The sequence below is a fragment of the Pseudomonas sp. 13B_3.2_Bac1 genome, assembly GCF_025466205.1.
GTDB lineage: Bacteria > Pseudomonadota > Gammaproteobacteria > Pseudomonadales > Pseudomonadaceae > Aquipseudomonas > Aquipseudomonas fluorescens_H.
This window is the reverse complement of sequence record NZ_JANLOG010000081.1, coordinates 1-20,740: the sequence shown is the minus strand read 5'-3', so window position 1 is coordinate 20,740 and position 20,740 is coordinate 1. Positions and strand designations below refer to the sequence as shown.

The window sequence follows — 20,740 nt, the reverse complement described above, 5'->3', positions numbered from 1 at the left end:
GTGCCATCGTCAATGAAATTCAAGGATCTTCGGGATTTCGTGCAGCAGCTTGAGCAGCGCGGAGAGTTGAAACGCATCCAGATTCCCGTCTCGCCGGTGCTGGAGATGACCGAGGTGTGCGACCGCACACTGCGGGCCAAGGGCCCGGCGCTGCTGTTCGAGAAACCGACTGGTTACGACATTCCGGTGCTCGGCAACCTGTTCGGCACTCCTGAGCGGGTGGCCATGGGCATGGGCGCCGAGTCGGTCAGCGAGCTGCGCGAGATCGGCAAGCTGCTGGCCTTCCTCAAGGAGCCGGAGCCGCCGAAGGGCCTGAAGGACGCGTGGTCGAAACTGCCGATCTTCCGCAAGATCATTTCGATGGCGCCGAAAGTCGTCAAAGACGCGGTGTGCCAGGAAGTGGTCATCGAAGGCGACGACGTCGACCTGGCGATGCTGCCGGTGCAGACCTGCTGGCCTGGCGACGTCGGCCCGCTGATCACCTGGGGCCTGACCGTCACCAAAGGCCCGAACAAGGACCGCCAGAACCTCGGTATCTACCGTCAGCAAGTGATCGGCCGCAACAAGGTGATCATGCGCTGGCTCAGCCACCGTGGCGGTGCGCTGGACTTCCGTGAGTGGTGCGAGAAGCACCCGGGTCAGCCGTTCCCGGTGTCCGTGGCGCTGGGTGCAGACCCGGCGACCATTCTCGGTGCTGTGACGCCGGTGCCGGACAGCCTCTCCGAATACGCTTTCGCCGGTCTGTTGCGCGGTAACCGCACCGAATTGGTCAAATGCCGTGGCAACGACCTGCAAGTGCCGGCCACTGCCGAGATCATCCTCGAAGGCGTGATCCATCCGGGCGAAATGGCCGACGAAGGCCCGTACGGCGACCACACCGGGTACTACAACGAAGTCGACAGCTTCCCGGTGTTCACCGTCGAACGCATCACTCACCGGATCAAGCCGATCTACCACAGCACCTACACCGGTCGTCCGCCGGATGAGCCGGCGATTCTCGGCGTGGCGCTGAACGAAGTGTTCGTGCCGATCCTGCAGAAGCAGTTTCCGGAAATCACCGACTTCTACCTGCCGCCCGAAGGCTGCTCGTACCGCATGGCCGTGGTAACGATGAAGAAGTCGTATCCGGGGCATGCCAAGCGCGTGATGCTCGGTGTCTGGTCGTTTTTGCGACAGTTCATGTACACCAAGTTCGTTATCGTCACTGACGACGATATCAACGCCCGGGACTGGAACGACGTGATCTGGGCCATCACCACGCGCATGGATCCCAAGCGCGACACGGTGATGATCGACAACACGCCGATCGACTACCTCGACTTCGCCTCGCCGGTGTCCGGCCTGGGCTCGAAAATGGGCCTGGATGCCACCCACAAGTGGCCGGGCGAAACCACTCGCGAGTGGGGCCGCGTAATCGTCAAGGACGACGCCGTCACCCAGCGGATCGATGCCATCTGGAATCAGTTAGGAATAGATTGATGCGTGTAACCCTGCAGCCCTCCGGAGCGGTGCTTGAGATACGGCCCGGCGAGCGGATTCTCGATGGTGCGCGGCGCCTGGGCTATGAATGCCCGCAAAGCTGCCGTAACGGCAATTGCCACGTATGTGCGGCGCTGCTGGTGGAAGGCCGGGTCGAGCAGGCCGGCAAGGTGCATGACCACGGCGAGTTCTACACTTGCATAGCCGAGCCGCTGGAAGACTGCGTCCTGCTGTGGGATGGCGTGCTCGCGCTGGGAGAACTGCCGGTGCGCAGCCTGTCGTGTCAGGTCATCGAATGCCGGGACGTCGGCGGCGACACCTGGCGCGTGCGTCTGCGGGCGCCGGCCGGCAAGCCGCCGCGTTATCACGCCGGGCAGTACCTGATGATCGAGCGTGAGAGCGGCGAGAAGTCGGCGTTCTCCATGGCCTCGGCGCCCCACGGCGGGCGCGACCTGGAAATCCACGTACTGGCCCGCGAAGCCAGTGCCCTGAGTCTGATCGAGCAACTGCAGCGCAACCCGCTGGTGCGCGTCGAGTTGCCGTTCGGTGACACTCACCTCGCCGAATTGCCCGACGGGCCGCTGGTGCTGATCGCCGCCGGTACCGGCATGGGCCAGATCCACAGCCTGATCGAACACTGCCGTGCCAACGGCTTCAAACACCCGGTGCATCTGTATTGGGGTGTACGCCGTCCGGAAGATTTCTACGAGATCGAGCATTGGGACGAATGGCTGAAGCTGCCCAATCTGTTCCTGCACAAAGTCGTCAGCGACCAGTGCGGTTGGGAAGGGCGCTGCGGGATGTTGCACCAGGCCGTGTGTGAAGACTTCGCCGATCTGAAGCCCCTGCACGTCTACGCCAGCGGCTCGCCGGCGATGGTCTACGGCACGCTGGATGCGTTAGTTGAAGCCGGCATGGATGCACACCAGATGCGCGCCGACGTATTTGCCTACGCGCCTCGATCCTGATCCGTGCAAATTGAGCCGCGCCCCTAGAAACGCACGCCGGTCGTCACCATCGCTGCATTGGCGCCGAGAAACACCAGCTCGGCGGCCAATGGGCCGTAGTGAGTGCCGACGGACGGAATGATCACCGGCGCAACGCCGTAGCGGTTCAACGGAATCTTGTCCTTGTAATCACCGCGATAGCCCTGCAACAGCCCACCCGTGACTTTCAGATACACCGGATACTCGCTGCTGTCATAGCGTTTGCCGGCATAGGCGTAATTCGATCGCTGGCGGAACGAGTTACGGAAAGTTGCCCCGCCAAATACCCAGCCGGAAGCCTGATTGCGTTCGATGCCGATCAAGTCCTGATGATTATTGTGTTCGGGGTCGGGCGAATAATGTCGGGTATAGACACTGGTCTGTGCATACCAGAAGCCCTGGTCTTTTTGAGTGTCATCCTCGGCCAGCGCCTGGTCGGTTTGAATCAATAGCAATGCGGCCAAAAGCCTTGGTTTCTTCATTGTGCAGCCTCGGTTAAACGGGATGGCTTGCGCCAGAGGAAGGCCGTTATACGTAGGCGTTCAGCGACGGGAAAGACAGAAAGTCCGACAGTTTAGTAGGAAGATTCCTGCGCTTTCTTGAACCAATCCTGAACAAGCGAAGGCTTATGCATATTTCATTCGGGTATTTAAGATATTTCGGCAATGGTATTAGGCTATATAAAACCGCATAGCGTTGACTGATACACCCGATTTAGCGCTATCGAGCAGGTCATACATCCTTTAGCACTTTTCGTTTTAGATTTACTGCTATATGTTCTATCGAACGAATTGCGCTTACATCTTGTAATACTTGCGGGGCCGAACACTTCCGTCATGACAGCCATAGAATCTGCTTTTCTGAATCTGGCTTATCCTCCGCGGCTCGATCTGGGGCCGCAGCTCACTCACGAACAACTTCTCGCTTCCATGCAATCGACCATGGCGCGCCACAAGGGCGGGCCGGTGTGGCTGTTCGCCTACGGGTCGCTGATCTGGCGCCCGGAATGTTCGGCGGTGGAGCGGGTGCGCGGGCGAGTGCATGGCTATCATCGCGGTTTGTATCTGTGGTCGCACGAGCACCGTGGGACGCCGGAAATGCCCGGGCTGGTGTTCGGTCTGGATCGCGGCGGTTCGTGCAGCGGCTTCGCCTATCGGCTCCCGGAAGAGAATCTCGACGCTGCGCTGTACGCGCTGTGGAAACGCGAGATGCCGTTCCCGTCCTATCGCCCACACTGGCTCAACTGCCGTCTTGAGGACGGTAGCCAGGTTCAGGCGTTGGGGTTTGTTTTGGAGCGACACCTGCCCAGCTATGCCGGCAACTTGCCGGATCATGTGCTGAGTCAGGTGTTCGAAAGCGCTTGCGGGCGCTACGGCACCACTCGCGATTATGTCGAGCAGACCGCCCACGCCCTGCGCAGCCACGCCATGCCGGATCGAAATCTGGAGGCGCGGCTCAAGCGCTGTCAGTCAAAAGCCGATCAGGCGACGGCTTCACGACTCTGACTGGCGACTTGTTTGTGCCATAGCGTCGGCGCCAGGAAGGCCATCGACAGCAGGCAAGCGCCCACCAGCAGCACGAAACCACCGTCCCAGCCGAAGTGGTCAACGGTGTAGCCCATCGCCGCACTTGCCGCGACCGAACCACCCAGATAGCCGAACAGACCGGTAAAGCCCGCTGCCGTACCGGCGGCTTTCTTCGGTGCCAGTTCCAGCGCCTGCAGGCCGATCAGCATCACCGGGCCGTAGATCAGGAAGCCGATGGAGAACAGCGCGATCATGTCCACGGTCGGGTTGCCGGCCGGATTCAGCCAGTAAACCAGGGTCGCAACGGTCACCAGCGCCATGAACACCATGCCGGTCAGGCCACGGTTGCCACGGAAGATCTTGTCCGACATCCAGCCGCACAGCAGCGTGCCCGGAATGCCCGCCCATTCGTAGAAGAAGTAGGCCCACGAAGTCTTGTCGACGTCGAAGTGCTTGGCTTCTTTCAGGTAGGTCGGCGCCCAGTCCAGTACGCCGTAACGCAGCAGGTAGACGAAGACGTTGGCCATGGCGATGTACCAGAGCATTTTGTTGCGCAGCACGTATTTGACGAAGATTTCCTTGGCACTGAATTCGTCTTCGTGGCTGGCGTCGTAGCCTTCCGGGTAGTCGTTCTTGTACTTTTCGATCGGCGGCAGGCCGACCGATTGCGGGGTGTCGCGCATGGTGATGAAGGCAAACACCGCCACGCCCAGCGCCACCGCTGCCGGAACGTAGAAGGCTGCGTGCCAGTCATTGAACAGGCCCATGCCGATCAGGAACAGCGGGCCGATCAGGCCGCCGCCGACGTTATGCGCCACGTTCCATACCGAAACCACGCCGCCACGTTCCTTCTGCGACCACCAGTGCACCATGGTGCGACCGCTCGGCGGCCAGCCCATGCCCTGGGCCCAGCCGTTGATGAACAGCAGGATGAACATCATGGTCACGCTGGACGTCGCCCACGGCGCGAAACCGAAAATGAACATCACTCCCGCCGACACCAGCAGACCGAACGGCAGGAAGTAGCGCGGGTTGGAACGGTCGGAGACCAGGCCCATCAGGAACTTGGACAGGCCGTAGGCAATGGCGATGGCCGACATCGCCAGACCCAGATCGCCACGGCTGTAGCCTTCGTCGATCAGGTACGGCATGGCCAGCGAGAAGTTTTTGCGCAGCAGGTAGTAACCGGCGTAACCAAAGAAGATACCGGCGAAGATCTGCCAGCGCAGGCGTCGGTAAGTACTGTCTATTTTTTCTTCAGGCAATGGAGCCTGATGTGCGGCAGGTCGAAAGAAAGCAAACATTCAAGAGCTCCAGATTTCTTGTTTTGACTGCGGATGCGAATGTTACAGTTTCGTTACCGAAAATAGCACCGGTTCGCATCGGCAAAACAGCGGAAAATGTTGGAAGTCGCACGTTCTTTTACGAACCTGTCGCTCAGCTGTAAGAACAGGGCGTTTTCACCCCTTATCAACATTGGGTGACTTAGACTCGCGGCCCGTTCAGCCGATTGATCAGCCGAGATAAGAAATGTCACTGAAGGTTCGCATGTTGGTGCCGAGATTTTTGGTGGCGGCTGGAATCGCCGTTGTCATGCTGCTCTTGATCGTCACCGATCATCCGGCCCATTCCGGTCTGCGCAACACCACGGTGCTGATCATTCGGCACGCGGAAAAGCCGGATGCGGGATCGGTACTCAATGCCCGCGGCGAACAGCGTGCGGCCGCCTACGTCGACTATTTCAATCCGCTGAAACTCGACGGCCAGACGCTCATCCCCCAGCGCTTGATCGCTGCCGGCGACACCCCGGAGAGTTCGCGCTCGCGCCTGACGCTGACGCCGCTGTCCGAGCGTTTGAAACTGCCGATCGAGCAGCCCTACGTCAATGGCGATCTCCATCAACTGGTCGGGTTGTTGCGCAAGAGCAATCAGGCGCCGACAGTGCTGATCGCCTGGCATCACGGCCATATCAATAAGCTGATCAAGGCGTTCGGCGGCGACGCGACAGCGCTGATGGGACAGGAAAAATGGCCGGATGATGTATTCGACTGGCTGATCGTCCTGCGCTTCGATGAGAACGGGCGACTGATCCCGTCTCGCAGCCATAAAGTGCAGGAACACCTGTTGCCGGGCGACCTCGCTGGTGCAAACGGCGGCTAAACGTCCGTCAGAAAATGTACCTGAAGCCCTTTGCGCAGGGGGCTCGCCAGAATTCCCACCGAGATCAGGAAATGTCCTGCATCGCAAAGCGAAGCTGCGCCATTCAGTTAAAGGACCTTGCTCCGTAACCTTTCTGTAGTTGCCGAACAGGCATTTCACTAGGGAAGGGGCGGGATCATGCGATGGTTTTTTGCTGGGCTTTTATTGATGATCTTCAGCCTCGCGCTGGCAGCGGAAGGGTTGCTCATACCCGAAAACAATCCCATGCCGATTTACCCCAAGGTGTTGTCCAGAGCCGGGGTCGAAGGCGAGGTCAGGGTCAGCTTCATCGTCAAGGCGGATGGTTCGGTCAGCGGGATCAACATTGTGCAAAGTGCTCATCCCGACCTGGCTGAGTTGGTTAAAGATGCGGTAACACAGTGGCGATTCAAACCCTGGACGGTAGCGGGAGAGCGGCCGGCGGAGCAGTCGGTCGTTGCGCCGATAGTCTTTCGCCTGGATCTGGATCAGCCGATCGACATCAATCAGTGGCTGAAGTCAGTTAAGTGTCACGTCATCAATGGCGGTTTCAGAAACATGCCAGAGCACGCGTTGGTTGACGCGAAGGTGTTCGACTACACCCGTGCGTACATTTCGAACGTGATCCACAAGAGTCAGTTGGCCTATGAGCAGCGACTGGCGATCATCGCCGAGATGAACCGGCGCGTACCGATGATCGTCAGGGGCTGCCGGGAAAACCCTACGCGTAGATACATGAGTTTTCTGCCGGGGGAGGTTCGTGATTTGCTTTGACAGGTGGCGACGCAGCGCCGTTGAGGGTGACGCTGCGTCGCTGCTGTGCGCGGCTCAAGCCGGTTGCGGGAAGTCACCGGCCTGAAAAACTCAGCGCACCTGCACCACCACCTTGCCCACAGCCTTGCGTTGCCCCAGATCATTGATCGCCTGCGCCGCGTTGCTCAGCGGATACACCTGCGACACCAGCGGTTTCAACTTGCCCTCGGCGAACCAGCTGAACAACTGCTGGAAGTTCGCCGCGTTGTCCTGCGGCTGGCGCTGGGCGAAGGAGCCCCAGAACACGCCGACCACTGCCGCGCCCTTGAGCAGGGCGAGGTTGACTGGCAGTTCGGGGATGCGCCCGCTGGCGAAGCCGACCACCAGCAGGCGGCCGTTCCAGGCGATGGCGCGGATGGCCTGGTCAAACAGGTCGCCGCCGACCGGGTCATAGATCACGTCGGCGCCCTGGCCATCGGTGAGGCGTTTGATTTCGTCCTTGAGGCTGGTTTCGCTGTAGTTGATCAGTTCATCGGCGCCGGCGGCCTTGGCCACGGCGAGTTTTTCCGCGCTGCTGGCGGCGGCAATCACCCGGGCGCCCATGGCTTTGCCGATTTCCACCGCCGCCAGACCGACGCCGCCGGAAGCGCCGAGCACTAGCAGGGTCTCGCCCGGTTGCAGGTTCGCGCGCTGCTTGAGGGCGTGCATCGAAGTGCCGTAGGTCATGCTGAACGCCGCAGCGGTATTGAAATCCATCGACGTCGGGATCGGCAGCACGTTGTAGCCCGGCACCGCGACCTGTTCGGCGAAGCTGCCCCAGCCGGTCAGGGCCATGACCCGGTCGCCGACTTTCAGATGGCTGACTTTCTCACCGACGGCGCTGACCACGCCGGCCGCTTCGCCCCCCGGAGAAAACGGGAAGGGCGGCTTGAACTGATACTTGCCCTCGATGATCAGCGTGTCCGGGAAGTTGACCCCGGCGGCGTGCACCTCCAGCAGGATTTCGTTCTTCTTCGCGACAGGACTGGCGACGTCTTCCAGCACCAGCGATTCGGCAGGGCCGAAGGCTTTGCACAGCACGGCTTTCATCAGGGCTATTCCTTTGGGAGTGATGGCCGATAAGTGTAGGTGTGTCAGTCAACGGGTCAACGAGCATGCCCGACCCTGATAGTCAGCCATAAGCTTGTGCTTGCGCGGCGGGTCGTTATGCTAGGCCGCAAACCGGATAAGGAGCGAATTGTGAAAGCGTGGATCATGTTGTTGCTGGCCCTGTCTCTGCCTGTGGCAGCGCTGGCCGAAGAAGCCAAAGAAGGCGAGGCGCCGAAGGTCAACTACATCACCCTGAACCCGCCGTTCGTGGGTAACTACGGGCTGGACGGCACGCCCAAGCTCAAGGTCTACAAGGCCGACGTGGCGCTGCGTGTGACCGGCGACGAGGCGACCAAACTGGTCAAGGCCAACGAGCCGCTGATCCGCAATCAACTGGTGGCGCTGTTCACCCAGCAGACGACCGAGGCGATGGGCAGCATCGAAGGCAAGGAGAAGCTGCGTCAGGAAGCCTTGAAGCAGACTCAGCAAGTGATGAATGACGAGACCGGCAAGCCAGTGGTTGAAGATCTGTTGTTCAACAACTTGATCATTCAGTAACCACGCTGGCCGCTGTTCAGGACGCCAGGCTTTTGCGAAAGCGCGCCAACGCGATGACGAAGAACAGCAGGCCGATAGCCGTCAGCGCCAGCAAGTCCGGCCAGACCACGCTCAGCCCGGCATCGCGAAACAGAATCGCGGCGCTGAGGCTGACAAAGTGTGTGGACGGCGAGCCCTGCATGACCCATTGCAGCCACTGCGGCATGCTGTCCAATGGCGTGCTGCCGCCGGACAGCAGCAACATCGGGATGATCACCGGAATCGCCAGCAGACCGAACTGCGGCGTCGAACGCGCCAGCGTCGCCAGAAAAATGCCCAGCGCGGTACTGGCAAACAGATAAACCGCAGTCACCAGCAAAAACAGGCTCATCGAGCCGGCCAACGGCACGCCCAACGCGCCTTTGACCACCACCTCCAGCGACAGCCAGGTGCACAGCACCACCACCAGCAGGTTGCTCCAGATTTTCGCCAGCATGATTTCCAGCGCCGTCAGCGGCAGCACCAGTAAATGGTCGAGCGTGCCGTGTTCGCGTTCGCGCAGCAGCGCCGTGCCGGTGAGGATGATCGCCAGAATGGTGATGTTGTTGACGATCTGAATCACCGCCAGAAACCAGCCACCCTCCAGATTGGTGTTGAACAGGGCGCGAGTAGTCAGTTGCACGGGCGCCTTGGCCGCTGCGTTGCCCTGACCGGCATAGTCGAGCAATTCGCGCTGGAAGATCCGGCCGATGTAGCCGGCGCCCATGAACGCTTGGCTCATGGCTGTGGCATCGACGTTGACCTGAATCGCCGGTTGCCGCGCGGCGAGCAAGTCGGTTTGAAAGCCCGCCGGAATATTGATCACGAAGGTGTACTGACCGCTGTCCATGACCTGATCCAGTTGCGCATAAGGCAGCAGCACCGGCGTCTGGAATTCCGGCGGCTGCAGGGCCTGGGCCAATTGGCGTGAGAGGGCGCTGTGGTCTTCGTCGACGATGGCCACGCTGGCGTTGTGCACGCCGATCACCGAACCGGCGGCGGGCATGTAGATCGCCACGGTGAAAGCGTAGAACAGAAACAGCAGCAACACGCTGTCATGGCGCAGGCTGGTCAGTTCCTTGAGTCCCAGGCGCAGGATGTGCGCGAACTTGTGCATCAGGCCTCCTGCTTTTTCAGCATGATCAGGCTCAGCCCGGTGAATCCGACAAAGAACCCGAACAGCGCCAGGCACTGCGGCCACAGCTGACGCAGATCCAGTGCTTTGGTGAACGTGCCCACCGCAATGTCGAGGAAGTGCCCCGCCGGAAACAGCATGCCCATCACTGCTGCCGCACCTTCCAGTGAAGAGCGCGGCACGATCAATCCGGAGAACTGGATGGTCGGCAGGCTGGTGATGATCATGGTGCCGAGGATCGCGGCGATTTGTGTGCGGGTGAATGCCGAAATCAGCAGGCCCATGCTGGTGGTGGCCAACACATACAGCAGTCCGCCGAATGCCAGCGTCAGTAGGCTGCCCTTGAACGGCACGCCGAACAGCCAGCGATTCATCGCCACCAGCACTGCGAGGTTGACCAGACTGACCAGCAGGTACGGCGCCTGTTTGCCCAGCAGAAACTCCAGACGGGTCAGGGGCGTGGCGTAGAAATTGGTGATCGACCCCAGCTCCTTTTCGCGGACGATGCCCAGCGCCGTGAGCATCGCCGGAATGAAGGCGAGGATCAGCGCCATGACCCCGGGGCCGATGGCGTTGACGCTGACCACGTCCTGGTTGTAGCGAAAGCGGGTTTCCAGACTAGCGGCCGCCGGGTGGGCCAGCGCGGGGCTGCTCTGCTCGGCCAGCTGTTGCAGATTGCCCAGGTGCACGGCTTCAACATAGTTACGGCTGGTTTCGGCGCGAAACGGCATGCCGCCATCCAGCCACGCCGCCACGGCGGGTTGGCGCCCGGCGTACAGATCGCGGCCGAATCCGGGGGGAATCTCCAGCGCCAGTTTGATTTCCGAGCGTTGCAGGCGCCGGTGCAGTTCCTGCGGGTCATGAATGGCCGGCTGTTCGTCGAAGTACCGGGAGCCGCGAAACGCCTCCAGATAAGCTCGGCTTTGCGGTGTCTGATCCTGGTCGTACACGGCGAACGCGAGGTTTTCCACGTCCAGCGAGATGCCGTAACCGAAGATCACCATCATGAAAATCGCCCCGGCCAGGGCAAATGCCATGCGCACTTTGTCGCGCAGCAGCTCCTTGCCTTCGCGACTGGCCACGGCCAACAGGCGACCGAGGCTGAAACCGTGCTGGGGCACTGGTGTTGTCGCAGCGCTTGGCGGCGCCATTTGCGGCTCGGTCACAGGCGCTGATGCCTGAGCACCCTGAGCCTGTTCCAGGCAGGTGACGAAGGCCGCTTCCAGCGTCTCTCCCGCAAACTGGCGTTGCAGCGCCGCCGGGGTGTCGCAGGCGAGGACCTTGCCGGCGTGCATCAGCGAGATGCGGTCGCAGCGCTGCGCTTCGTTCATGAAGTGCGTGGAGAGGAAGATCGTCACGCCTTGCTCGCGGGACAACTCGATCAACAGTCGCCAGAAGTCATCGCGAGCCGCCGGATCGACGCCGGAAGTCGGCTCATCGAGGATCAGCACTTCCGGGCGGTGCAGCACCGCCACCGCCAGTGACAGACGTTGGCGCAGTCCCAATGGCAACGCCCCGGAAGGCTGGTCGGCGACCGCAAGCAGATTGAAGCGCTGAATCAATGCCTCGATGCGTTGTGCACTCTCGGTTTTTGGCAGATCGAACAGCCGCGCGTGCAGCTCGAGGTTCTGCCGCACACTCAGTTCGCCATACAGCGAAAAACTCTGCGACATGAAGCCTACCCGCTTGCGCGTGGCCAGATCCTTGGCGTTCACCGGGTTGCCGAGCAGCGTTGCACTGCCTTCGCTGGCCGGCATCAACCCGGTCAGGACTTTCATGGTGGTGGTCTTGCCGCAGCCGTTGGAGCCAAGAAAGCCGAAAATTTCGCCACGCCCAATGGCAAAACTGACGTGATCCACAGCGGTGAAATCGCCGAAGCGCAGCGTCAGATCGTGGGCTTCGATGGCGATGTCGCTGCTGTTGCCGCTGCGCGGTGGAATCACCAGCGGCTGAGCGTCGTGATGGCTGTCACCCTGAAAATGAGTGAAGGCGTCGTCGAGCTTGCCGCTGGAGGTGACGGTCGCCAGCTCACGACTCAGGCCGGTGGCGATCAACTTGCCGGCGTCGAGCATCAGGCAATGCTCGAACTGCTCGGCTTCTTCCATATAGGCCGTGGCAACCAGCAGCGTCAGTTGCGGGCGCTGGCGTCGCACATCGTCGACCAACTCCCAGAAGCGCCGGCGCGAGAGCGGGTCGACGCCGGTGGTAGGCTCATCGAGGATCAGCAGATCCGGTTCATGGATCAGCGCGCAGCACAGCCCGAGTTTCTGCTTCATGCCGCCGGACAACTTGCCGGCGGGGCGCTCGGCGAACTTCAGCAGATCCGTGGCGAGCAGCAGGCTATGCATGCGTTGCTCGCTTTCAGCCTTGGACAGGCCGAACAACGTCGAAAAGAACTGGATGTTTTCGCGGATCGACAGCTCGGGGTACAAGTTGCCGCCCAGCCCCTGCGGCATGAAGGCGATGCGCGCATAGAGTGTGTCGCGATGCCGGCGATCCTCGATCGCGCCACCGAGCACCTCCAGTTGCCCTTGCTGTAAGGTCTTCACGCCGGCAATCAACCCCAGCAGACTGGATTTGCCGGCGCCATCGGGGCCGATCAGTCCGCAGCGGGTGCCGGCGGGCAGGCTGAAGGCGATGTCGCTCAGCGCTTGCTGTTTGCCGTAGCGGTGGGCGATACCGTTCGCTTGAACCGCAAGGCCGCTCATTGCAGATTGGCCGGCCATTCGACGGGCGCGATCCGCACGTAGCCGGCGCCGGGCATGCCGGGTTTGGCCTGCGGCACGGCGCTGGGCTGGACCAGGCGCAGCTTGACGCGGAACACCAGTTTTTGCCGCTCGTCGCGGGTCTCGACCTCTTTGGGGGTGAACTGCGATTTGGCCGTGACGAAACTGATTTTTGCCGGCAGCGGTTTATCGGGCAAGGCATCGAGCAGCACTCGCGCCTCGTCGCCCACCGCCAGGCGTCCGGCCACCGCGGCTGACAGATAGAGGTTCATGTACTGGTCGTTGGGATCGATCAGCAGCAAGACCCGGCCCCCGGCCCCCAGCACTTCGCCGGGCTCGGCCATGCGCAGCTGGATCACGCCATCAATCGGCGCGCGCAGACTGCTGTCGTCAATTTCGCTGGTCAACTGCGCGACTTGAGCCTGTGCCGCGCCAATCGCCGCACTGACAGCAGACACCTGGGCCCGGGCGGCGACAACGGCGGCATTACCGGTGCCAAGACGTGACTGCAGTTGATCGATGATTTGCGCGCTGACATAACCGTGCTTGAACAGTGATTGCGAACGCCCGAGCTCTTGCTGGGCCAGCAACAGCTCACTCTGGCGCAATTGCACATTGGCCTGAGCGGCGTTGAGATTTTCCCGGGCGCGCAACACTTCGGCTTCGGCCTGATTGCGCTGGGCTTCGAGGGTTCGGGTGTCCATGCGCGCCAGCAGTTGCCCTTTACTGACCTTGTCGCCTTCATCCACAAGCACCTCGGCGAGGCGCCCGGGAGTCTTGCTGGCGATCTGCACTTCGGTGGCTTCCAGCCTCCCGTTGCCCATCGACAGCCCTTCGACCAGGCGGCTGCTGATGGACATCCAGTAACCCAATCCGCCAGCGGCGGCGAGTAACACCAGGAGCGAACCGGCGTATAGAAGTGAAGAACGGCTGTGCGTCGACATGGGGGCATCCTGCGGCAGTGACTTGCAGTCTGACTGTTCAAGCGTTCCGTTCGCTTGATGTCAGTCAAATGAGCGTCAAGCCTAGCCCCTTTTGTCGCTAAAAACCGTGACCGGCAAGTTCTCAGCGCAAGCCGAGCACGGCGGCCCACTGTTCGGCTGTCACCGGCATGACCGATAGACGACTGCCTTTTTGCACCAACGGCATTTCAGCCAGGGCGGTCTGCTGTTTCAGATAATCGAGCTTCAGCACCCGGGCAAACGTCTCGACATGCGCAACATCAATCGCAGTCCAGGCGTTTTTATCGGGTGTGGCCTTCGGGTCGAAGTAATGGCTCTCGGGTTCCAGTGCGGTGGGATCCGGGTACGCCGCTTCGATTATTTTGCCGATTCCGGCGATACCCGGCTCCGGACAACTGGAGTGGTAGAAAAAGAACTCATCGCCGACCGCCATCGCCCGCAGGAAATTGCGCGCCTGATAGTTGCGAACCCCGTCCCAGCGCGCTTTGCCGAGTTTCTCCAGATCTTTGATCGAGAGTTCGTCGGGCTCGGATTTCATCAGCCAATAGGCCATGTCTTTTGCTCCTCAAGCGGTCATTGGGCAGGTTGTCGGGCAATTTTATGACAAACCGACGGTCGGTTGACGTCAGCGTTTGCGCCGAGGTTCACGTTGTCGCAAAATGCCGGCCTTTAAAGCTTGACGCTGCTGCACGGCCTACGAATGGAAACCGCTGCTGTCATCGTGATGATGTGCCTTGAGGGGGGCAATCGATGAAACGCAAACCGGATTTGCTATGGACTTTGGTTATTTTGTTCGGCCTTGGCGTCGTGACCACCGGTTACGCGCAAAGTCTGTGGACGAGCAAGACCGATGCTCCGGTTGAAGTCGCGCAACAGGTCCAACAGTCGACCGCCTTCAAGCGCTGAAACTGCCTTCCCGACGCCGCTGATCTGCGCGGCGTCTATCCCGCGAAATACCACGCCTTATCGGTGACCGTGCCTTGCAACGGTACATCCCAGCTGGCCTGCGCCAGGCGTTCGACCTTCTGACATTCATGGGCCAGGCCCAGCAACGTCGGCTTGCGCCAGTTTTTGCGCCGGGCCAGGTACGCCAGACTGCGGTCGTAGAAACCGCCGCCCATCCCCAGGCGTCCGCCAGCATCGTCAAACCCCACCAGTGGCAACAACACCAGATCCAGGGTCCAGATCTTGCGCTGATGGGCCAGATTGGCTCGTGGTTCGAGAATGCGGAAGCGGTTGGGCTTGAGCTTTTCGCCGGGGCGAATCCGCTGGAACACCATTTTGGTGCGCGGCCAGGCGCTGAGCACCGGCAGGTAGGTGGCCTTGCCGCGACGCTGGGCTTCGCGCAGCAGCAGGCGCGGATCGATTTCGCCATCGGTGGGCAGGTACAGAGAGATGTGTCTGGCCCGGCGAAAGTGCGGGTCTTGCGCCAGTTGCCGGAACAAGCCTTTGGCGGCCTGCCGTTGTTCACCGGGAGTCAGTGCACGGCGCGCCTTGCGCAGCAGGCGGCGGAGTTGCGGGCGGGGCAGCAGCGCAGGTTCGGTCATGGTTCGGCTTCGGCAGGTGAGGGCGAAAACGCACGCATAAAAAATCCGATGCCGGCAAAAACCGGCATCGGATTCGAATCAGGCTCCCCGGATGAACCGCTGTCAACTTAGCCCTTGAACCCGAAAGTTCAAGGTGGAAGATGCAGTAGACTTTAAGGCTTTCCGTCTGGCGGACATGCACACCAGCCCAACGTGCAACTTCCAGGGTAGTGCGAATCGGCTCAGGGACATCGTCAACTGGCAAGCACCCCAGGGAGTGCGGCGAGTATACCTCAAGCGGCCTGGCGAATCAGCCCTTGCTGATGTCCGGATCGTCGGCCAGCACCAGATCGACACGATCGAGCAAGTCGCGCACCTGTTCACGAGTCGAGCCGCTGGCCTGGATGTCCGGGCGCTCTTCTTTGTGCAAGAGGTCGTGGGTGATATTCAGCGCGGCCATCACCGCAATACGGTCGGCGCCGATGACTTTGCCGCTGCTGCGGATCTCGCGCATCTTGCCGTCCAGGTAGCGGGCGGCGCTGACCAGATTGCTGCGTTCTTCCTGGGGGCAGATGATCGAATATTCTTTGTCGAGGATCTGCACGGTAACGCTATTGCTTGAACTCATGAGTCTTGCTCCAGGGCCTTGAGGCGCGAAATCATCGATTCGACCTTACGCCGGGCGATTTCGTTTTTTTCAATGAGGTGAGCGCGTTCCTCGCGCCAGGTCTTTTCCTGAGCTAGTAAGAGTGCGTTTTGACTCTTTAGTTGCTCGACTCGGGTAATCAGCTTCTCGAGTCTGGCCATCAGCGCTTGCAGGTCGGTGTCTTCCATTGTGTCCACTGAATTCATCTGATGGGCGGCAGGCGCCTGGCTGGCGGACAGCCTTTAATAGTCTTGGCGAGTCTGTCGATGTAGGATACAAGGCCTTCATTCTAGACATAGCGCCGTCTGGCGCCTAGCTGCCCATGACCATTGCGAATTCCCCGTACCAAGCCTTTGCCACCCTGCTGACTTCCAGCGGCCACAACGTCTCGCCTGCCGAACTGCATGGCCTGCTGCTCGGCCGCAGCTGCGCCGGTGCCGGCTTCAACGCCGACGAGTGGCTGATCGATGCCGCCGAACTTCTGGAAAACGAGCCACAGGACAACGTCCGCAACGCCCTGATCGGCCTGCAAGAGATGGTCAAGGGCGAGCTGACCGGCAGCGACGTCACCGTCGTTCTGCTGTTGCCAACCGATGACGCACCGCTGGCCGACCGCGCCGCCGCACTGGGCCAATGGTGCCAGGGCTTCCTCAGCGGTTTCGGCCTGAACTGCCGCGACAGCAGCATGCTCAGTACCGAAGCCACCGAAGTGCTGCAGGATCTGGCGGCGATCTCTCAGGTGCAAGACGCTCTGGAAGAATCCGAAGACGGCGAAAGCGACTACATGGAAGTCATGGAATACCTGCGCGTCGCGCCGCTGCTGCTGTTCTCGGAAACCAAAAAAGCCGACGTGCCGCCAGCCGCCAAGCCGTCGCTGCATTAATCGCGTGCCAGGGAAAGCCATCTGCCCATGATCCATATCCCCAAAGCGGAATACAGCCGTCGCCGCAAGGCCCTGATGGCGCAGATGGAACCCAACAGCATCGCGATCCTGCCCGCCGCCGCGGTCGCGATCCGCAACCGCGACGTCGAGCACGTCTACCGCCAGGACAGCGACTTCCAGTACCTCAGCGGATTTCCCGAGCCACAGGCGGTCATCGTCCTGATGCCCGGCCGCGAGCACGGCGAGTACGTGCTGTTCTGCCGTGAACGCAATGCCGAACGCGAGTTATGGGACGGCCTGCGCGCCGGCCAGGAAGGCGCGATCCGTGATTACGGCGCCGACGACGCGTTCCCGATTACCGACATTGACGACATCCTCCCGGGCCTGATCGAAGGCCGCGACCGAGTGTATTCGGCAATGGGCAGCAACCCGGAATTCGATCGGCACCTGATGGACTGGATCAACGTGATCCGCTCCAAGGCGCACCTCGGCGCCCAGCCACCGAACGAATTCGTTGCCCTGGATCACCTGCTGCACGACATGCGCCTGTATAAATCGGCGGCAGAAGTGAAGGTGATGCGCGAAGCCGCACGGATTTCCGCTCAGGCGCATATCCGCGCGATGCAGGCCAGCCGGCCCGGGCTTTACGAGTACAGCCTGGAAGCCGAACTCGATTACGAATTCCGCAAGGGCGGGGCGAAGATGCCGGCCTACGGTTCGATCGTCGCTGCCGGGCGCAACAGCTGCATCCTGCATTACCAGCAGAATGACGCGCTGCTCAAGGACGGCGATCTGGTGTTGATCGACGCCGGTTGCGAGATCGACTGCTACGCCAGCGACATCACCCGCACCTGGCCGGTCAACGGCAAGTTTTCACCCGAGCAGAAAGCGATTTACGAACTGGTGCTGGCCTCGCAGGAAGCCGCATTCGCTGAAATCGCCCCGAACAAAAACTGGAATCAGGCGCACGAAGCCACGGTGCGGGTCATTACCGCAGGCCTGGTCAAACTCGGAATCCTGCAAGGCGAGGTCGATGAGCTGATCGCGACCGAAGCCTATAAAGCGTTTTACATGCACCGTGCCGGCCATTGGCTGGGCATGGATGTACACGACGTTGGCGAGTACAAGGTCGGCGGCGAATGGCGGGTGCTGGAGGTCGGCATGGCGCTGACCGTCGAGCCGGGCATCTACATCGCCCCGGACAACCAGAACGTAGCGAAGAAATGGCGCGGCATTGGCGTGCGCATCGAGGATGACGTGGTAGTGACCAAGACCGGTTGTGAAATATTGACCAGCGGCGTACCGAAAACCGTCGCCGAAATCGAAGCGCTGATGGCGCAAGCACGGACATACGCGGCATGAGTCGAGTCAATCTGGCAATCATCGGTGGCGGCCTGGTCGGCGCCAGCCTGGCGCTGGCCTTGCAGGCCGGGGCCAAGGCGCGTGGCTGGAAAATCGTCCTGATCGAACCGTTCGCCCCCGGCGACAGCTGGCAGCCGAGCTACGACGCACGTTCGTCGGCGCTGTCCTTCGGCTCGCGGCAGATCTATCAGCGGCTGGGCGTGTGGCAGGACATTTCCCGCCGCGCCGAGCCGATCAAACAGATTCACGTCTCCGACCGTGGTCGCTTTTCCACCGCTCGTCTGTCGGCGATGGAAGAGGGCGTGCCGGCCTTGGGCTACGTGGTGGAAAACGCCTGGCTCGGCCAATGCCTGTGGCAGCATCTGGATAAAGACGTGATCAGTTGGCGCTGCCCGGCGGAAGTCACGCGCATGGAGCCGCTGCCCGACGGCTATCGCCTGACCCTCAACGATGAAACAACCGTTGAGTGCGATCTGGCGGTGCTCGCCGATGGTGGTCGCTCCGGTCTGCGCGAGCAACTGGGCATCAACGTGCGCAAGCGTCCTTACAACCAGAGCGCACTGATCGCCAATATCACCCCGAGCGAAGCGCACAACGGCATGGCCTTCGAGCGTTTCACCGACGAAGGCCCGATGGCCTTGCTGCCGCTGCCGGACAACCGTTGCGCGCTGGTCTGGACCCGTCTGGGCATGGACGCGCAACGCCTGGCCGATTTGAGCGAACGCGAATTCCTCAGTGAACTGCAAGGCGTGTTCGGCTACCGCCTCGGCACCTTGAAACAGGTCGGTGCGCGGCATCTGTATCCGTTGTCGCTGGTCGAGGCCGAGGAGCAGGTGCGCTCGCATCTGGCCGTGCTGGGCAATGCCGCGCACAGCCTGCACCCGATTGCCGGACAGGGTTTCAACCTGTCGCTACGCGACGCCGATGCCTTGGCCGCTGCGCTGCTGGCCAGCGACAAACCGCTGGGCGACTTCCCTACATTGCAGGCGTATCGCGAGCGACAGCGCCTGGACCAGGAGCTTACCGTGGGCTTCTCCGATCAGGTCACCCGACTGTTCGGCAGCACCCAGCCGCTGGTCTCGCTGGGGCGCAACATCGGCCTGCTCGGCCTCGATCTGCTGCCGCCGGCCAAACGCTGGTTCGCCCGTCAGGCCATGGGGCTGGGGACGCGGCCGGATGCTTGAGTGGTTGAGCCGTTCGTTCGGCAAGGCGCGCTTGATGCGCTGGGTGATGACCTTTTACCCACCGTACCTCGGCTCCGGGGTGCGGGTGCGGCACATCAGCGATGATTTTCGCGACGTTCAGGTGTCGATGGGGCTGGGCTGGTACAACCGCAATTACGTCGGCACCCAGTTTGGCGGCAGCCTGTACTCGATGGTCGATCCGTTCTACATGCTGATGCTGATGGAGAACCTCGGGCCGCGTTACATCGTCTGGGACAAAGCGGCCGACATCGATTTCATCGCCCCCGGCAAGGGCCCGGTGTTTGCCCGGTTCAACATCGACGACACCCTGCTCGACGAGATCCGCCGGCAGACCGCCAGTGGCGAGAAATACCTGCCGCAATTGCAGGTCGACATTCATGACGGCGCCGGCAACCTCGTGGCGCGAGTCGGAAAAACCCTTTACGTGCGGCTCAAGCCGCAAGCGAGACAGGCTTAAAGCATGGAAATGCGCGCAGATCTGCTGATTGTCGGAGCCGGAATGGTCGGCAGCGCCCTTGCGTTGGCGTTGCAGGACAGCGGCCTGGAAGTGCTGCTGCTCGACGGCAGCCCGCTGAGCGTCAAACCGTTCGATGCCGACGCGCCGTTCGAGCCGCGGGTCAGCGCGCTGTCGGCGGCCAGCCAGCGGATTCTCGAACGCCTCGGCGTCTGGGACGGCATCGCCAAACGTCGCAGCAGCCCGTACACCGACATGCACGTGTGGGACGGCAGCGGCACCGGGCAGATTCATTTCTCGGCGAGCAGTGTGCATGCCGAAGTGCTCGGTCATATCGTCGAAAACCGCGTGGTGCAGGATGCCTTGCTCGATCGTTTGCACGATTGCGATCTGGGCATGCTGGCCAACGCACGGCTGGAGCAGATGCGCCGCTCCGGCGACGACTGGCTGCTGACCCTGGCCGATGGTCGCCAGTTGCGTGCGCCGCTGGTGATTGCCGCGGACGGCGCCAACTCGGCGGTGCGCCGCCTGACCGGCGTCGCCACCCGCGAGTGGGATTACTTGCACCACGCCATCGTCACCAGTGTGCGCAGCAGCAAGCCACACCGGATGACCGCGTGGCAGCGCTTCACCGATCACGGGCCGCTGGCGTTTCTGCCGCTGGAGCGTGACGGGCAGCAGGACTGGTGCTCGATTGTCTGGTCGACCACCCCGAGTGAAGCCGAACGCCTTATGGCGCTGGATGAAACCGCGTTCTGCCGTGAACTGGAGCGGGCGTTCGAAGGCTGCCTGGGCGAGGTGATCAGCGCTGATCCGCGCCTGTGCGTGCCGTTGCGTCAACGCCACGCCAAACGTTACGTGGCCGAAGGCCTGGCACTGATCGGCGACGCGGCGCACACCATTCACCCGTTGGCCGGGCAGGGTGTGAACCTTGGTTTCCTCGATGCGGCGGTGCTGGCTGAAGTGCTGTTGCAGGCCGCGGAACGCGGCGAACGGCTGGCGGACGTGAAAGTGCTGAGTCGTTACGAGCGTCGGCGCATGCCGCACAACCTGGCATTGATGGCGGCGATGGAGGGCTTCGAGCGCTTGTTCCAGGCCGATCCGCTGCCGCTGCGCTGGTTGCGCAACGCCGGGTTGAAGCTGGTGGAGCAGATGCCCGAAGCGAAGGCGTTGTTTGTGCGTGAGGCGCTGGGGTTGACCGGGGATCTGCCGGTACTGGCCAAACCCTGAGATCTGTTTGAGGCTGATGGCCCC

General features: G+C 61.5%; 22 protein-coding genes and 1 other RNA gene. 12 read left to right on the top strand and 11 right to left on the bottom strand.

The features are described 5' to 3' along the window. Positions 1–12: 12 nt before the first annotated feature. Positions 13–1,479, top strand: coding sequence for a 4-hydroxy-3-polyprenylbenzoate decarboxylase (gene ubiD / locus NTD85_RS13695; RefSeq protein WP_003229330.1), 1,467 nt, complete (start codon positions 13–15; stop codon positions 1,477–1,479). After that, positions 1,479–2,447 (top strand): CDP-6-deoxy-delta-3,4-glucoseen reductase, encoded by a 969-nt coding sequence (locus NTD85_RS13690; RefSeq protein ID WP_262142408.1) that lies wholly within the window; start codon positions 1,479–1,481, stop codon positions 2,445–2,447. Before ubiD ends, NTD85_RS13690 begins: the two co-directional genes overlap by 1 nt. A 23-nt stretch (positions 2,448–2,470) precedes the next feature. Here NTD85_RS13690 and NTD85_RS13685 read toward each other — a convergent pair whose 3' ends face one another. Continuing rightward, complete coding sequence (locus NTD85_RS13685; protein WP_003229327.1) at positions 2,471–2,947, bottom strand: hypothetical protein; 477 nt, start codon at positions 2,945–2,947, stop codon at positions 2,471–2,473. Between the two features lie 354 nt (positions 2,948–3,301). On the opposite strand from NTD85_RS13685, the gene NTD85_RS13680 reads away from it, so the two are divergent. Continuing rightward, positions 3,302–3,970, top strand: a complete 669-nt coding sequence (locus tag NTD85_RS13680) for a gamma-glutamylcyclotransferase (protein ID WP_045122668.1) — start codon at positions 3,302–3,304, stop codon at positions 3,968–3,970. On the opposite strand, the gene glpT is transcribed toward NTD85_RS13680, so the two are convergent. Continuing rightward, on the bottom strand, positions 3,946–5,295 hold the full coding sequence (gene glpT / locus NTD85_RS13675; protein WP_003229323.1) for a glycerol-3-phosphate transporter: 1,350 nt from the start codon (positions 5,293–5,295) through the stop codon (positions 3,946–3,948). The two genes, NTD85_RS13680 and glpT, sit on opposite strands and share 25 nt — an antisense overlap. Positions 5,296–5,521: 226 nt before the next feature. On the opposite strand from glpT, the gene NTD85_RS13670 reads away from it, so the two are divergent. Together NTD85_RS13670 and NTD85_RS13665 are read left to right on the top strand one after the other, a co-directional pair. Further along, the gene (locus NTD85_RS13670) at positions 5,522–6,151 is read left to right on the top strand and encodes a flagellar basal body-associated protein FliL (RefSeq protein WP_262142407.1); all 630 of its coding nucleotides are present in this window, start codon (positions 5,522–5,524) and stop codon (positions 6,149–6,151) included. A gap of 177 nt (positions 6,152–6,328) precedes the next feature. Next, positions 6,329–6,943 carry an energy transducer TonB gene (locus NTD85_RS13665; protein ID WP_103519716.1) on the top strand — a complete coding sequence of 205 codons (615 nt, stop codon included), beginning with the start codon at positions 6,329–6,331 and terminating at the stop codon, positions 6,941–6,943. 90 nt (positions 6,944–7,033) lie between these two features. Here the strand turns inward: NTD85_RS13665 and NTD85_RS13660 are convergent, their stop codons facing one another. Continuing rightward, complete coding sequence (locus NTD85_RS13660; RefSeq protein WP_003229317.1) at positions 7,034–8,011, bottom strand: NADPH:quinone oxidoreductase family protein; 978 nt, start codon at positions 8,009–8,011, stop codon at positions 7,034–7,036. A 150-nt stretch (positions 8,012–8,161) separates the two neighbouring features. Here NTD85_RS13660 and NTD85_RS13655 point away from each other — a divergent pair, with 150 nt between their 5' ends. After that, positions 8,162–8,569, top strand: coding sequence for a flagellar basal body-associated protein FliL (locus NTD85_RS13655; protein WP_103519715.1), 408 nt, complete (start codon positions 8,162–8,164; stop codon positions 8,567–8,569). Between the two features lie 16 nt (positions 8,570–8,585). Here the strand turns inward: NTD85_RS13655 and NTD85_RS13650 are convergent, their stop codons facing one another. From NTD85_RS13650 to NTD85_RS13635, 4 genes are all read right to left on the bottom strand, one after another. Continuing rightward, a complete protein-coding gene (locus NTD85_RS13650; protein ID WP_262142406.1) occupies positions 8,586–9,704 on the bottom strand; it encodes an ABC transporter permease in 1,119 nt (372 codons plus the stop codon). Next, complete coding sequence (gene rbbA, locus NTD85_RS13645) at positions 9,704–12,430, bottom strand: ribosome-associated ATPase/putative transporter RbbA (RefSeq protein WP_262142405.1); 2,727 nt, start codon at positions 12,428–12,430, stop codon at positions 9,704–9,706. The genes NTD85_RS13650 and rbbA overlap by 1 nt, the downstream gene beginning before the upstream one ends. Continuing rightward, on the bottom strand, positions 12,427–13,392 hold the full coding sequence (locus tag NTD85_RS13640) for an HlyD family secretion protein (RefSeq protein WP_262142404.1): 966 nt from the start codon (positions 13,390–13,392) through the stop codon (positions 12,427–12,429). Before NTD85_RS13640 ends, rbbA begins: the two co-directional genes overlap by 4 nt. Before the next feature lie 121 nt (positions 13,393–13,513). Further along, a complete protein-coding gene (locus tag NTD85_RS13635; RefSeq protein WP_103483644.1) occupies positions 13,514–13,963 on the bottom strand; it encodes an EVE domain-containing protein in 450 nt (149 codons plus the stop codon). A 197-nt stretch (positions 13,964–14,160) separates the two neighbouring features. On the opposite strand from NTD85_RS13635, the gene NTD85_RS13630 reads away from it, so the two are divergent. Next, on the top strand, positions 14,161–14,316 hold the full coding sequence (locus NTD85_RS13630) for a hypothetical protein (protein ID WP_003229308.1): 156 nt from the start codon (positions 14,161–14,163) through the stop codon (positions 14,314–14,316). A 35-nt stretch (positions 14,317–14,351) separates the two neighbouring features. Here the strand turns inward: NTD85_RS13630 and NTD85_RS13625 are convergent, their stop codons facing one another. The 4 genes from NTD85_RS13625 to NTD85_RS13610 all read right to left on the bottom strand — a co-directional run bounded on the left by NTD85_RS13625 (position 14,352) and on the right by NTD85_RS13610 (position 15,770). Then, positions 14,352–14,957 (bottom strand): 5-formyltetrahydrofolate cyclo-ligase, encoded by a 606-nt coding sequence (locus NTD85_RS13625; protein WP_103483643.1) that lies wholly within the window; start codon positions 14,955–14,957, stop codon positions 14,352–14,354. 80 nt (positions 14,958–15,037) lie between these two features. Continuing rightward, a non-coding RNA gene (gene ssrS / locus NTD85_RS13620) (6S RNA) lies at positions 15,038–15,216 on the bottom strand. A gap of 30 nt (positions 15,217–15,246) precedes the next feature. After that, positions 15,247–15,564, bottom strand: coding sequence for a cell division protein ZapA (locus NTD85_RS13615; RefSeq protein ID WP_007967943.1), 318 nt, complete (start codon positions 15,562–15,564; stop codon positions 15,247–15,249). Continuing rightward, positions 15,561–15,770 carry a TIGR02449 family protein gene (locus NTD85_RS13610; RefSeq protein ID WP_103483758.1) on the bottom strand — a complete coding sequence of 70 codons (210 nt, stop codon included), beginning with the start codon at positions 15,768–15,770 and terminating at the stop codon, positions 15,561–15,563. Before NTD85_RS13610 ends, NTD85_RS13615 begins: the two co-directional genes overlap by 4 nt. 134 nt (positions 15,771–15,904) lie before the next feature. Here NTD85_RS13610 and NTD85_RS13605 point away from each other — a divergent pair, with 134 nt between their 5' ends. Genes NTD85_RS13605 through NTD85_RS13585 form a run of 5 tightly spaced genes read left to right on the top strand, consistent with a single transcriptional unit; the run spans position 15,905 to position 20,716 of the window. Next, positions 15,905–16,465: a YecA family protein gene (locus tag NTD85_RS13605; protein WP_003229301.1), complete on the top strand. Its 561-nt coding sequence runs from the start codon at positions 15,905–15,907 to the stop codon at positions 16,463–16,465. A gap of 27 nt (positions 16,466–16,492) precedes the next feature. Then, the gene (pepP, locus tag NTD85_RS13600; protein WP_262142403.1) at positions 16,493–17,827 is read left to right on the top strand and encodes a Xaa-Pro aminopeptidase; all 1,335 of its coding nucleotides are present in this window, start codon (positions 16,493–16,495) and stop codon (positions 17,825–17,827) included. Beyond that, entirely contained in the window at positions 17,824–19,011 is a 1,188-nt protein-coding gene (ubiH, locus tag NTD85_RS13595) for a 2-octaprenyl-6-methoxyphenyl hydroxylase (RefSeq protein ID WP_262142402.1), read from the top strand. Before pepP ends, ubiH begins: the two co-directional genes overlap by 4 nt. After that, positions 19,004–19,489, top strand: coding sequence for a DUF4442 domain-containing protein (locus NTD85_RS13590; RefSeq protein WP_103483640.1), 486 nt, complete (start codon positions 19,004–19,006; stop codon positions 19,487–19,489). The genes ubiH and NTD85_RS13590 overlap by 8 nt, the downstream gene beginning before the upstream one ends. Before the next feature lie 9 nt (positions 19,490–19,498). After that, positions 19,499–20,716: a 2-octaprenyl-3-methyl-6-methoxy-1,4-benzoquinol hydroxylase gene (locus NTD85_RS13585; RefSeq protein ID WP_262142429.1), complete on the top strand. Its 1,218-nt coding sequence runs from the start codon at positions 19,499–19,501 to the stop codon at positions 20,714–20,716. Positions 20,717–20,740: the final 24 nt, after the last annotated feature.